At 61.0% G+C, this 13378-nt stretch carries 5 protein-coding genes and 7 pseudogenes; 7 read left to right on the forward strand and 5 right to left on the reverse strand.

Annotated features, from left to right (window positions below; translation table 11 throughout):
- The first annotated feature begins 83 nt into the window (after positions 1-83).
- The 3 genes and pseudogenes from AB1J88_RS00775 (at position 84) to AB1J88_RS00785 (ending at position 2137) form a co-directional block, all read left to right on the forward strand.
- The gene (locus AB1J88_RS00775; RefSeq protein WP_430289963.1) at positions 84-500 is read left to right on the forward strand and encodes a glycosyltransferase family 4 protein; all 417 of its coding nucleotides are present in this window, start codon (positions 84-86) and stop codon (positions 498-500) included.
- Between the two features lie 26 nt (positions 501-526).
- Positions 527-1261 (forward strand): annotated as a pseudogene (locus AB1J88_RS00780) (glycosyltransferase).
- 18 nt (positions 1262-1279) lie between these two features.
- Positions 1280-2137: pseudogene (locus tag AB1J88_RS00785) on the forward strand (glycosyltransferase).
- Between the two features lie 187 nt (positions 2138-2324).
- Here the strand turns inward: AB1J88_RS00785 and AB1J88_RS00790 are convergent.
- Positions 2325-3371: pseudogene (locus tag AB1J88_RS00790) on the reverse strand (acyltransferase family protein); the annotation flags it as partial.
- Positions 3371-5233 (reverse strand): O-antigen ligase family protein, encoded by a 1863-nt coding sequence (locus AB1J88_RS00795; protein WP_430289964.1) that lies wholly within the window; start codon positions 5231-5233, stop codon positions 3371-3373. The pseudogene AB1J88_RS00790 and the gene AB1J88_RS00795, both read right to left, overlap by 1 nt.
- Positions 5234-5386: 153 nt before the next feature.
- Between AB1J88_RS00795 and msbA the strand changes: the two genes are divergently transcribed.
- From msbA to hldE, 4 genes and pseudogenes are all read left to right on the forward strand, one after another.
- Positions 5387-7189 carry a lipid A export permease/ATP-binding protein MsbA gene (gene msbA / locus AB1J88_RS00800; RefSeq protein WP_041065811.1) on the forward strand — a complete coding sequence of 601 codons (1803 nt, stop codon included), beginning with the start codon at positions 5387-5389 and terminating at the stop codon, positions 7187-7189.
- Between the two features lie 234 nt (positions 7190-7423).
- Positions 7424-8127 (forward strand): annotated as a pseudogene (locus AB1J88_RS00805) (sulfotransferase family 2 domain-containing protein).
- Positions 8120-8731 (forward strand): adenylyl-sulfate kinase, encoded by a 612-nt coding sequence (cysC, locus tag AB1J88_RS00810; protein ID WP_430289965.1) that lies wholly within the window; start codon positions 8120-8122, stop codon positions 8729-8731. Before AB1J88_RS00805 ends, cysC begins: the two are co-directional and overlap by 8 nt.
- Before the next feature lie 101 nt (positions 8732-8832).
- Positions 8833-10253 (forward strand): annotated as a pseudogene (hldE, locus tag AB1J88_RS00815) (bifunctional D-glycero-beta-D-manno-heptose-7-phosphate kinase/D-glycero-beta-D-manno-heptose 1-phosphate adenylyltransferase HldE).
- Positions 10254-10343: 90 nt separating this feature from the next.
- On the opposite strand, the pseudogene AB1J88_RS00820 reads toward hldE, so the two are convergent.
- The 3 genes and pseudogenes from AB1J88_RS00820 to AB1J88_RS00830 form a co-directional block, all read right to left on the reverse strand.
- Positions 10344-11309: pseudogene (locus AB1J88_RS00820) on the reverse strand (metal ABC transporter ATPase).
- On the reverse strand, positions 11228-12148 hold the full coding sequence (locus AB1J88_RS00825) for an aldo/keto reductase (protein WP_430289966.1): 921 nt from the start codon (positions 12146-12148) through the stop codon (positions 11228-11230). Before AB1J88_RS00825 ends, AB1J88_RS00820 begins: the two are co-directional and overlap by 82 nt.
- Positions 12145-13319, reverse strand: a pseudogene (locus AB1J88_RS00830) (NAD(P)/FAD-dependent oxidoreductase). The gene AB1J88_RS00825 and the pseudogene AB1J88_RS00830 overlap by 4 nt, the downstream one beginning before the upstream one ends.
- Positions 13320-13378: the final 59 nt, after the last annotated feature.

Below are 13378 nucleotides of genomic sequence, written 5' to 3' on the forward strand. Positions count from 1 at the left end.
ACGAGTTTTTTCGAAAAGCGGTCAGACGCCAGGAATTGTTCTGGTTATTGAAGCACGTGAACGGGCGATCAGCGGGGAGAGTCATGAGTCAACGGGTCAAGGTGTTGCAGCTGCAACCCGACTACAACGTCAAAGCCCATGATTTCGCCGACCTGGCCGAGCAGATCGTCAAGGCGTTACCGGCTGATCGCTATGAAGTCACGGCGGCGTTCCTGCGCGGCAAACCGGGGCCGGGCGAGCCGGTGAGCCGGGCTGACCGTTCGGTGTACTTCGAGTTTTCCGACAAGTCGCTCAAAGGCATGCGCCTGCGGGCGATGTGGCAGCTGTACAAGTTCTGCCGTCGGGAAAAGTTCGATGTGGTGATCTGCAACCGCTTCAAGCCGGTGAATATGATGCTGGCGCTCAATCGCTGGTTGAAGGTGCCGCTGTGCATTGGCATCTCCCACGGTTTCGGGCGAATACGGACCGCTTTTACCGACGTCGTCAGACCCAGCGTCTGATCGATCGGCACTGGCGCTTTGTCGGCGTGTCACCGGCGGTCAAACAGTACCTGCTCGATTGCGATTGCGGCTTCACCGATCAGAACACCTACGCCATTACCAATGCCATCGACATCGAGCAGGCCGAGGGCTTGCAGCACAGCCGCGACAAAGCCCGCGAGTTGTTGGGCCTCGACCCGACTGTGCGTTTGATTGGCGCGCTGGGGCGGTTGGTATCGGTCAAGGGCCACACCTATCTGCTACAAGCCTTTGCCGCGCTGAAAGACAAATACCCGAACACTCAATTGGCGATCATCGGAGCAGGCGCCTGCAGGCGCCGCTGGCGGCCGAGATCGAACAACTGGGCCTGAGCGGGCGTGCGCACTTGCTGGGCTTCAAGAAACGCCCTGCAATACGTGCGTGCGTTCGACATCTGGATCATGCCGTCGCTGGCCGAGGGCCTCGGTCTGGCGTTGCTCGAAGGCATGAGCGGACACCTGCCGGTGATCGCCTCGAATGTGCCGGCCATGTTGCCGCTGATCGAAGGCGCCGGTGGCTTGGCGATTACACCCAAGGATGTACCGAGTCTGGTCGCCGCGCTGGACAACTATCTCGCGCTATCGGATGAAGAACTCAAGGCCAAGGGCGAGCAGGCTTATCGCGTACCTGCAGGAACAACACGACATCGAGGTGTTCCGTCAGCAATACCTGGACTTGATCGATTCTGGCCTGGAACAGGCCCGCAAGGAGCAGACCGTGAGCGAAGAGCAAGTCATGAGTGAGCCAACGCCCTCGTCACGGTGATCATCGCTTCGTACAACCACGGCCGTATATCGAGGAAAGCATCCTCAGCGTCCTCAATCAGACCTACAAGAACATGAGCTGCTGGTGGTCGATGATGGCTCGAAGGATGACAGTGTCGAACGCATCAGCGCATTGCAGGCGCAGTACGGTTTCGATTTTCGTGTGCAGCAGAATCAGGGCCTGACCAATACCTCAATGGCGCTATCGCCTCGTTCGAAGGGCAGCCTGATCGTGCCATTCGGCTCCGACGACATCATGTACCCGAGAGAATCGCCACCCAGGTGGCGTACATGGCCGCAAGCCCGAAGTCCGGGATCTGCGCCGGCAACATCGAATTGATGCACGCCGATGGCAGCCCTTTACCCGGAGAAGCGTCAGCGCCGTGACGTGCCGTTCCGCCGTCTGGATTTCGACGATATGTTCCTTGAGCGCAAGCCATATCCGCCGGCGCCAACACTGATGCATCCGTCGTGAGGCGCTGGACAAGGTGGGCGGGTTCGATCCGACGATTCGCCTTGAGGACCTGTACATCGAGCTGAAGGTGACCCGCGCCGGTTACTTCATCGATGGTCTGAATGTGGTGATGGCGCGTTACCGCAAGCACGCCACCAACTCGTACAAGAACCATCGCTTCATGATCGAGAATATTCTGCGCACCTATGCGCTGTTCAGCGATCATCCGCTGTATGACGAAGTACGCTTCAAGGCGCTGAACTCGATGTTCCTCAAGACCGCCAACCGCAATCGCAAGCTGGCCCGCGAACTGCTGGCACAGATCCCGTTCAAGGCCCTGGAACAAGAAAACCTGGCGCGGCTTGGGGCGTTTGCTCTTTTCTCCGCTGGAAAAGGACTGAGGTCATGGTCGCTCGCACTCAGCGAGCGACTTTCTCCGGCAGGCGCTTTTCGCCTTCTGGCGCTGGCGCAACAATGCACAACCTTCTTGCCGGCAGCCATGCCCGGTTGCTCGATATAGAGGAAGGTCACGCTGCTGATCAGAATCAGCAGGCACGTGCAGATCGCCACCAGGGGCAGGTACACCGAAGTTTCCCGCGCATCGATATCCAGCAGCAGCGGCAGCCGTTGCACCATCAGCCACAGGACGAAACCGTGCAGCAGGTAAGTGCTGTAGCTGATTTCGCCGAGCCAGCGAATACTGCGTGGTTTCAGCGCGCCGAACAGGCTGTTGCCGGAAGCCACGATCACGAAAAACAGCGTCAGCAAAAACAGCGGCGCAGTCTTGAACGCCCGACTGAACGCGGTGAACGCAATCACCAGCGCGAGCACGGCGATGATGCTCGCCAGGCGTGACTGGCTCCATGCCACGAGCGCCGGGCGGCGAATCCAGTACGCGGCGGCGATACCGCCGAGGAAGCTCGCCAGAAAGTGTTTCTTCAGCGAATGCTCCCAACCGATGATCTGGTACAGCGCGTAGATGCCGATCAGGCACAGCACCACTTGCAACCAACTGCCGCGGTAGATGAACACCAGTCCGGCCAATGGCAGTGCCAGGTAGAAAAACACTTCATAGGCCAGCGTCCAGGTGACGTTGGATATCAGCATGCCGGAGTGTCGGTACTGGTTGATGTCCGGGCGGTCGAACGTCAGCCAGGCGAGAACCTGCTTGAGCACTTCCAGCCCCGGCTCTTTCAGCTGCCAGCTCTGCAAGTGGAAGATCGAGACGAACACCAGCAGCATCAATGGCAGGTACAGCGGGTACAGACGAAATACCCGTGAGACGCCGAACGCCAGCCAGTCATGGTTGCGGCCTTGCGCGAGCAAGCGGCTCCAGAACAGGAACCCAGTGATCATGAAGAACAGCGCGACGCTGCCCTGGCCCAGCATCGAATAGAAGTTGCTCGGAGGGAAGTCGATCACGCCGGTGCGCAAGAAGATCCAGGTAATGATCGAATGGTGCACGAACACACCAAACGCCAGATAGCCGCGCAGACCGTCGATGCTCGCATAGCGGCTTTCGCCGGAATGCTGCAGGTGCCGAGCAATTTTCGGCACCGCGCGCAACAGGAGCGCGGAGGTGACGATGGCCAGCAGGTAGGCTGCCAGCGCAATAAGAGGATTGGTTTCGATCATCACTGAACTCGGGCCGGGGCGTTGCCGGCCAGCACTTGCCTGTGCAGGTTTTCAACTGCGGATTTGGACGCCGTCACAGCATATCCCTGGAGCAGGGCATCGAGGTGATCCTCGAACAGCCAGCGTTTGTCGACAGTGTAACGTTGCATATGACGCAAATTGCGTTGACGCATCGAAAGGCTGAGCGGGGTCGGGTAGATGCGCAGGTCGGCCAAATCAATCAAGCCGAACTCGCCATCTTCCAGTACCAGTACGTTGCCCAGGTGCAGCGAGCGGAAGTACACGCCTTTCTCATGCAATTGCGCCATGAATTTGCCGAAGCGTTCGATCAACGCCTGACGCACCGCCGGGGCGGTAATGCTCTGCAGTACCTGACGCAGGGTGTGGCCAGGCAACGGTGCGTAATGCACGGCACTGCTGCCATCATCGAGACGGTAAACGTTCAATACTTGCGGGGTGGGAATTCCCATCTGGCGCAGTTGTTCGCTGTTGACTGCGAACCGCTCGGAGTAGGGGTTGAAACTGCCGGAGGTGTACCAGCGGCGGCGACGGAACAGTTTGAGGAAGCTGCCATCGCTCAGGCACAGGACTTTCGGGCCCAGGCCGTCTTCTTCGATGATCCGGGCTTCGCGGCTCAATTGCTCAAGGCCTGTCACCGACAGCTTTTGCACGGGCAGGGTCAACAGGCGCCGCGCGCGTTGATTGATGCTCAGCGCCGCGATCAGTGCCAGCGGGATCCACAGCAGGAACCAGTGCTCCTTGGGCCGCGAAATGATCCCGCCACCCTCTGTCAGGCCTGCGCCGATACCGAATATCAGCCAGGTCGAAGCAATGATCAGCATGGGCTGTACACGCTGACGCCAACTGCTCAGCAGGCCCCATAGCAGGAAAAACAGCCATGGCAGCAGGCCGATGATGCCGACGTAATACAGGACCCCCAGGACAAAACTGTGCGGCTCCTGAAAACTGACACCGTTGCCGGGGTCGACGGAAAGGCTGGCGCTGTAGCCATGGCCGATCCAGGGGTGATCAGCAATCATGTGCAGCACTTTCTGCCAGATTTCCAGGCGGTAGGAATCGCCTCGTTCAATGATCATCTGCGCAAACAGGGTCAGAACGGTCGCGCCGCTCAGGGCCAGCGCGATCAATAACCCTACCGAACGTCGGTTCCAGCAAATGAAACACAGCCACAACGCGGCCATGGTCAGTGCTACCAGCGGCGTTCTGGAACCGGTGCCGATCACCGCCATGAACATGACGGCCATCGCCGGTACGCTGAGCCACATCATCTGGCGGCGCTTGCAGGTCATGGTCACGCTCAGCCAGTAGGCGCTGAAGAACCCGAACAGGTGAGAGCTGAGCAGCGGATTATCGAAGGCGCCGCCGCCAATCAGGCGCATCCCCGGTTCATAGATCCGGGCGAACATGAACAGGAAAATGGTGGTTGCAATCAGGGCGACCAGCGCTGCGCCGAACAGCAAGGGTTGCAGGATGTCGGCGCGGTAGCGCACCAGCAGGTAGCAGCCGGCAAACAGCAGCAAGGTATGCAGTGGCGGCTTGAACATTCCGCCGAGCGGCTCGCCGCCTGGCCCCCAGGCGAGGCTGAGCAACGCCCACGCAGCGAACAGCAGGGCCGCGATGAAAATCGGCTCGCGCAGCAGCTCCTTGAGCTCACGCGGGCGCAGGCACAGTGCGATCAGTGTCGGGATGCTGAACAGCCCGTAGAACAACTTGTGATGAAGGCTTCGACCCGGCAAAAAGAACAGCGCGCACAGGAGCAGGAAATAACCGGTGGGGAGTATCCACAGGCTAATGAAATCGAAAACTCGATTGGACGTACCGCTGAAGCCGCGAAGTTGCATGCTGTGAGATTCATTCCTGAGGTTGATCGACCATTCGAGTGATGGCTATTTGATGCAGAAAAGGTGCATAACAATAACAGCCTTTCGCCGATTGCCAGAACCCTGAAGAAGCTGTGCTAAAGTCAGCGTCCTTTTTATCGACTTTCGCGTGATATGACCGACTCCAGTCCCGCCGCAAGCCCTTCGAGCTTGAAAATCTACTTCCGCCTGCTCGGCTACGTCCGGCCGTACATCAGTCTGTTCCTGATCAGCATCGTCGGCTTTCTGATTTTCGCCTCGACGCAGCCGATGCTCGGCTACATCCTCAAGTACTTTGTCGATGGCCTGTCCAATCCTGAAGCGGTGCTGTTTCCCTCTGTGCCCTACCTGCGTGACCTGCAACTGCTGCAGGCCGTCCCGCTGCTGATCATTCTGATCGCCGCGTGGCAGGGGCTGGGCTCGTATCTGGGCAACTACTTCCTGGCCAAGGTTTCCCTCGGGCTGGTGCATGACTTGCGTGTGCAGTTGTTCAACAACCTGCTGGTGCTGCCCAACCGCTATTTCGACAAGCATAACTCCGGTCATCTGATTTCGCGTATCACCTTCAACGTGACCATGGTCACGGGGGCGGCAACAGATGCGATCAAGGTCGTAATCCGTGAAGGCATGACGGTGATCTTCCTGTTTGCCTCGCTGCTGTTCATGAACTGGAAGCTGACCCTGGTGATGGTCGCGATCCTGCCGCTCATCGCCGTAATGGTGCGCACCGCCAGCAAGAAATTCCGCAAGCAGAGCAAGAAGATCCAGCTGGCGATGGGCGATGTCACGCATGTGGCCTCGGAAACCATCCAGGGTTATCGCGTGGTGCGCAGCTTCGGCGGCGAGGCTTACGAAGAGCAACGTTTCCTCAACGCCAGCCAGAGCAACACCGACAAGCAACTGCGCATGACCCGTACCGGCGCAATCTACACGCCGATGCTGCAACTGGTGATCTACACCGCCATGGCGGTGCTGATGTTCCTCGTGCTGTTCCTGCGCGGTGACGCCTCGGCCGGTGACATGGTCGCCTACATCACCCTGGCAGGTCTGCTGCCCAAGCCGATCCGTCAATTGTCCGAGGTCAGCTCGACCATCCAGAAAGGCGTGGCCGGTGCCGAAAGCATCTTCGAGCAACTGGACGTCGAGCCGGAAGTCGATACGGGCACCGTCGAGCGCGATTCGGTGAGCGGTCGCCTGGACGTGCGCAACCTGAGCTTCACCTACCCGGGCACCGAGCGTCAGGTGCTCGACGACATCAGCTTCTCGGTCCAGCCGGGACAGATGGTCGCGCTGGTCGGCCGTTCCGGCAGCGGCAAGTCAACGCTGGCCAACCTGATTCCACGTTTCTATCACCACGACAAGGGCGAAATCCTTATCGACGATGTGGAAATCGAGCAATACAAGCTGCTCAACCTGCGCCGTCATATCGCCCAGGTGACCCAGCACGTCACCCTGTTCAGCGACACCGTGGCCAATAACATCGCTTATGGCGATCTGGCCGGTGCGCCACGTGAAGACATCGAGAAAGCCGCGCGTGATGCCTACGCGATGGACTTCATTTCGCAACTGCCGCAAGGCCTGGACACCCAGGTCGGCGAGAACGGCGTCTTGCTTTCCGGTGGCCAGCGCCAGCGTCTGGCAATTGCCCGCGCGCTGCTCAAGAACGCGCCGTTGCTGATTCTCGACGAGGCTACTTCCGCGCTCGACACCGAATCCGAACGGCATATTCAGGCCGCGCTGGATCAGGTGATGAAGGGTCGCACCACACTGGTGATCGCTCACCGTCTGTCGACCATCGAGAAGGCCGATCTGATTCTGGTCATGGATCAGGGGCGGATTGTCGAGCGTGGTACCCATGATCAGTTGCTGGCGCAAAATGGTTACTACGCGCGCCTCAACGCCATGGGCCTGGATGCGCCGGCCGAAGATATCGCCTGATTCCAGGCCCTGCCCTGTGGGAGCGAGCCTGCTCGCGAAAGCACTGCAACAGACGACGTCCGTGTCGCATGTTCACACCGCTATCGCGAGCAGGCTCGCTCCCACAGTCGTTTGTATCCAGACCTTTACCCTTCTTGACCAAACCGGAATAAATCCGGACACCGCGCTTGTTAAGGTTCCTCACTGAACTCTGACTTTTATCGAGGGGGCCATCCCCGTCGCGCGGGTGCTTTCATGTTGCAACGCTATCTCTGGAAACTGCTGCCCAAGCCGCAGCGAGCCTTTCTGCTCGGGCGCCTGTCGGTGGTCGATCGGCAGGTGGTGAACAAGTCGATGTCGGCCAACCTGACGTTTCCCCAGCCCTTCCAGCAGCGCTCCTGCCTGTTCATCCATGTCCCGAAATGTGCCGGCAGCAGCGTTTGCACGGCGTTGTTCGACGGCTGGCGTCCCGGGCACTTGCCGTTGTACTGGTACGAAGAGCAATTCCCGAGCAGTTCGCCAACGCCTTCAAGTTCGCCTTTGTCCGCGACCCGCTGGAGCGCGCCTATTCGGCCTACGCCTTTTTGCGTGGCAACGAGTTGAGCGCGCGTGACCATTCGGCGCAGCAGTTGGTGCGGCAGTACCGGGATTTCGACGATTTTGTCGCACGCTGGCTGCATCCGGAAACGATTGCCCGGCAATTGCACTTTGCGGCACAGACCGACTTTCTTACCGATTCGCTGGGGCATCTGGCGCTGGACTTCATCGGTTATCAGGAGCATCTGGCGCGGGATTTTCGTCTGGTTTGCGAACAGTTGGGGCTGACTGGCGAGTTGCCTCACGTCAACGGCTCGCGGGAAAGGCAAACGATGCCGGCGCGGGAGTTCTGTACGGTGCGCACCCGGCGTCTGGTGCGTCGGGTTTATCAGCGTGATTACGAGTTGCTCGGTTATGAATGAGTACCTGTCAATGCCGATGCAAGCCCCGGCCATTCGGCCTTACGGTCTGGCGTTGTCACATCAGGCCCGCGCAGCGCTCAAGGCGCAACGCCCACGCTGCCTGTGGCTGACCGGATTTTCCGGCGCCGGTAAGTCAACCTTGGCCAATGCCCTCGAACTGCACCTGCATGCGTCGGGTCTGCACACCTTTCTGCTCGATGGCGACAATGTGCGCAATGGCCTGTGCCGCGACCTGGGCATGAGCGACCTCTGCCGCCGGGAAAACATCCGGCGTATGGCTGAGGTGGCGCGGTTGATGGTCGACGCCGGGCTGATTGTGATCGTTGCGGCCATTTCGCCGTTCCGCACCGAGCGCGACGCTGCGCGCAGGCTGTTTGCGCAGGATGAGTTCATTGAAGTGCACGTCAGCACTTCGCTCGAAGTCTGCGCCCGTCGCGATCCGAAAGGTTTGTATCAGGCCGTGCGGGAAGGAAGGATCAAGCACTTGACGGGCGTGGACAGTCCTTACGAAGCGCCATTGGCAGCCGAGTGGCAGATCGACACCGAGGCGCTGGAGTTGTCCGAATCCTGTGAGCAACTGGCGGCGCTGGTGCTCAAAAAATGAGCAAAGTGACGGACTGTTTCATCCTGTTGCAGGCTGCACTCAAGCCTGCGCCAACCCTGTGTTAATATCGCGCCCCTGTTCATTTTGTATGTGGTTGCTCCATGAAGTTGTCCATGCCGCGATTCGATCAAGCCCCAGTCTTGGTGGTCGGCGATGTCATGCTCGACCGTTACTGGCATGGTGGAACCTCACGGATTTCCCCTGAGGCACCGGTTCCGGTCGTAAAAGTCGAGCAAATCGAAGACCGTCCGGGCGGTGCTGCCAACGTTGCCTTGAACATTGCCGCGCTGGGTGCGCCGGCGTCGCTGGTCGGTGTGACCGGTGATGACGAAGCCGCCGACAGCCTGAGCAACAGTCTCAGGGCGCGGGCGTGCGTGCCCTGTTCCAGCGCATCGCGCATCAGCCGACCATCGTCAAACTGCGGGTCATGAGCCGGCACCAGCAATTGCTGCGTATCGACTTCGAAGAACCGTTTGCCACCGATGCGCTGGCCCTGGCCTCGCAGGTCGATGATCTGCTCGAGGGCATCAAAGTGCTGGTGCTGTCGGACTACGGCAAAGGCGCGCTGAAGAACCATCAGGCCCTGATTCAGGCGGCCCGGGCCAAAGGCATTCCGGTGCTGGCCGATCCCAAGGGCAAGGATTTTTCGATTTACCGTGGCGCCAGCCTGATCACGCCGAACCTCAGCGAATTCGAAGCCATCGTCGGTGGTTGCGCCGATGAGCACGAGCTGGTGAGCAAGGGCGCCGCCCTGATGCACGATCTCGAACTCGGCGCGCTGCTGGTCACCCGTGGCGAACACGGCATGACCCTGCTGCGTCCGGAGCATCCGGCGTTGCACCTGCCGGCCCGTGCCCGTGAAGTGTTCGATGTGACGGTGCCGGTGACACGGTGATTTCCACCCTCGCGGCGGCAATTGCTGCCGGTGAAGAACTGCCGCACGCGGTGGCGCTGGCCAACCTGGCCGCCGGTATTGTGGTCGGCAAGCTCGGTACTGCAGCGATCAGCGCTCCGGAACTGCGTCGCGCGATCCAGCGTGAAGAAGGTTCGGAACGCGGTGTGCTGGGGCTGGAGCAACTGGTACTGGCAGTGGCCGATGCTCGCGCGCATAACGAGCGCAATCGTCTTCACCAATGGCTGCTTTGACATTCTGCACGCCGGGCACGTGACCTACCTCGAGCAGGCGCGCGCCCAGGGCGACCGTCTGATCGTGGCGATCAACGATGACGCCTCGGTCAGCCGCCTGAAAGGGCCGGGGCGTCCGATCAACAGTGTCGACCGCCGCATGGCGGTCCTCGCCGGCCTCGGTGCGGTGGACTGGGTGATCAGCTTCCCGGAAGGCACCCCGGAAAACCTGCTGCGCGAAGTCAAAACCGGATGTGTTGGTCAAGGGTGGTGATTACGGTATCGACCAGGTGGTCGGCGCCGACATCGTCAAAGCTTACGGCGGCACGGTGAAAGTGCTGGGGCTGGTGAAAACAGCTCGACCACGGCGATCGTGGAGAAAATCCGCGGTCACTGATTCAAGCTAAAAAGATCGCCGCCTGCGGCAGCTTCTGCATTGGAATGCGCTTCCCTGCAGGAGCTGCCGCAAGCGGCGATCTTTTGCGTTTCAGGAACTGACTTTCTTGCGCGGTACGATCTTCTTCAGCAGTTGCTTCGCCTTGCGCGCAACCGCGCCAGGCCCGTGGGTTTCTCCGGCGGCGTCAGGCCTTGCTGGCGCAGCCAGTCCTTCCAGCGAATCCGCTCCTCGCGCACCAGCCAGCCATCCTGTCTGGCAAAACTTTCGGCCAATACAGACCGCGCGTGCCGGCCGGAGACAGCTGACCTTTCTTCAAGGTGTACAGCTCAGCCAGCGGCTCACCGTCCTGCAACGGCATCAGGTACAGATCCGGACGCTTGCGGTCCAGGCGCGCCACCAGTTGATCACCCTCCAGCCGCTCATCGACATGAAACAGGCTCAGCGATTTGGCTTCTTTTGGTACTTCCAGGCGCAGGTCGTAGATCAGTTGCAGCGACGCGGTGGGCAAATGCACATAGGCCCGGGGCCGTTCGAGCAATTGCAGATTGGCGCAGCGCACCGGCCGCGCCGAGCCGGACAACGGCGTCAGGCGAAACGGCAGCGCTTCGCGATAATGCAGGGCGGACGAGTAGGGCGCGGGCAGCCATGTGTCGTGAATCGCCCGCCGAGCCAGCCCTCCGGGGTTTCCAGCAGGCACTCTTCGGCAATCTCTTGAATCGCGGTGTGCAGCGGGATGTTCAGCTCATGGGCTGGCACGTAACCGGAAATCAGCTTGAGCACCACGTCGCCGCGATCCTGCCGACGCTGGCGCACCAGCACCCAGTAGTCGCGATTCTGCCAATGCAGGGTCAGGCGCACCGAGACCCCGAGGTTGGCCAGCTCCACCGCGAAACGCTCGGCATCCGCCACGCTCACCGGTTTGCGCCGCTGCAAGGTCTGGGCGAAATTCAGCGGCATGCCGACGCTCTGATAGCTCAGACCCTCGGGCGTGGCCTCGACGAACAGCGGCAGTGTCTTGAAGTTGCTCGGGTTCTTTCTGATGAGCGTACGCGGCATGTCGGCTCCTGCTTAAGGCCGCGGGGCGCGTCAGTGACCACGAAGGACCTGGCAACGGTCGCAACGTTATGGGCGAGGTGCAGCGGATTGATCGTCCCGACAATAGCACTGGCCACGCCGGGCTGCTGGAACAACAGCTCGAAGCTGGCGCGTACCGGATCCACGCCTGGGCTCAGGCACACATGGCCGCTGGCCAACGCCTTCTTCACCAGAATGGCTTTGCCGTGGGCAGCAGCATAGTCAATGACTGCCTTCTCGTTCTGTTCGTTCAGATTGTAGGTGACCATCGCGCAGTCCCTTGCTCCAGCGCCTTGAGCCCGCCTTCGACGGTTTTGCGGAGAACCGAACCCGCGAATCTTGCCCTCGGCCTTGAGTGCGGCAAGGGTGGCGTAGACCTCTTCGTGCTCGAGGATCGCCAGATCGTTGCCGTCGGAGTGCACCAGCACCAGGTCGATAAAATCGGTTTCAAGACGTCGCAGGCTACGCTCGACCGACATCCGTGTATGCGCCGCACTGAAGTCATGGCGCGACAGGCCGTCGGCAAACTCTTCACCGACCTTGCTGACGATCACCCAGTCCTGTCGCTGGCCGCGCAGCAACGGGCCGAGGCGTTCTTCGCTGCGGCCATAAGCCGGGGCAGTGTCGATCAGGTTGATGCCCAAACCTTTGGCCTGCTTGAGCAGCAAGCGTGCCGCGTCATCGTCGGGGATCTGGAAACCGTTGGGGTATTTCACACCCTGGTCGCGGCCCAGCTTGACCGTGCCCAGGCCCAGCGGGGACACCAGCAGGCCGGTGCTGCCCAGCGGGCGATGCAGTTCGTGCAGGGTCGCTACGCTCATGGCAACAATTGCTCCCAGGCCGGTACGCCCATCGGTGGTTTGGCAGCGCCGGCAATGCTTCGGCAGGTTGCGGCTGAATGCCGTCGCGCTCCAGTGAGGCGATGACCCGGTCGGCAAAGTCCGGTGCCAGCGCCAGTTTGGTCGGCCAGCCCACCAGCAGGCGACCCTGCTCGGCAAGGAAAGCGTTGTCCGGGCGGGTCAGACCGGTTTGCAGCGGTTCGGCGCGATCCACCCGCAAGGTCGCCCATTGCACCTGGCTCAGGTCGATCCACGGCAGCAATTGGCCGAGTTCTTTCTGCGCGGTGGCGATCTGTTCGGCAGGCTCGCGGGCCACCCCCGTCGCTCTCGGCAATGTCGCCGCCCAGGTACCAGACCCAGTTGCCATCAGCGGCCGGTGAGTCGTGACGGTGATGCGCGCTTGGTGCCGCCACCCAGGCAATGGGCGTACAACGGCTTCAGGCTTGGGCCTTTGGCGATGATCATGTGCAGCGGTCGGCGTTGCATCGCCGGTTGGGTCAGGCCCAGGTCTTCCAGCAACTGCGCGGTGCCGGCCCCTGCGCTGAGCACGATGCGCTGAGCGTGGATTTCACGACCGTCGACCTTCAGGCCGACCAGCACGCCCGCCTCCAGCAGCGGCTCGATGTTTTGCCCGGCGAGCAGACCGTCGCCGGCCAGATCGGCCAGGCGCTGGATCAGGCTCGGCACGTCGACCACCAACTCGGCGAGGCGATAGACCTTGCCCTTGAAGCGCTTGTCTTGCAGCGCCGGCGGCAGTTGATCGCCCTTGACCTGATCGACTCGGCCACGCACGGCTTTACTGCGAAGAAACTGGTGAGGTTGCCGGCGAGGGTGCCCCGGGCGACCACAGGTAATGCGCTTCGGACAGCACGCGCACGCCGGACAGGTCCAGCTCGCCGTTGCCGGCCAGCGCCTCACGCCAGCGGCGCGGCATGTCGGCGATGGCTTCCGAGGCGCCGGTCAGTGCACCGTGCAGCGCGTATTTGGCGCCACCGTGGATGATGCCCTGGGACTTCACACTCTGCCCGCCGCCGAGGCTGGCGCTTTCCACCAGCACGGTCGAAAAACCCTGGCGGCGCAGACGCGCGTTCAGCCAGAGGCCGGCGACACCAGCGCCGACAATCAGAACGTCGGTGGAAATAACGGATGGCATGCAACGACCTCAGTGTTCAAGACGAGGGCGCAGTATACAGACTCGGGGATCGGAGCTCA

The sequence above is a fragment of the Pseudomonas sp. S8 genome (assembly GCF_050473925.1).
GTDB classification, from domain to species: Bacteria; Pseudomonadota; Gammaproteobacteria; order Pseudomonadales; family Pseudomonadaceae; genus Aquipseudomonas; species Aquipseudomonas parakoreensis.

Excerpts from the sequence above, each read along its gene's own strand:
- AB1J88_RS00775 (WP_430289963.1), top strand. The coding sequence starts at position 84 with ATGAGTCAACGGGTCAAGGTGTTGCAGCTGCAACCCGACTACAACGTC.
- cysC (WP_430289965.1), top strand. The coding sequence starts at position 8,120 with ATGAATGAGTACCTGTCAATGCCGATGCAAGCCCCGGCCATTCGGCCT.
- msbA (WP_041065811.1), top strand. The coding sequence starts at position 5,387 with ATGACCGACTCCAGTCCCGCCGCAAGCCCTTCGAGCTTGAAAATCTAC.
- AB1J88_RS00825 (WP_430289966.1), bottom strand. The coding sequence starts at position 12,148 with ATGAGCGTAGCGACCCTGCACGAACTGCATCGCCCGCTGGGCAGCACC.
- AB1J88_RS00795 (WP_430289964.1), bottom strand. The coding sequence starts at position 5,233 with ATGCAACTTCGCGGCTTCAGCGGTACGTCCAATCGAGTTTTCGATTTC.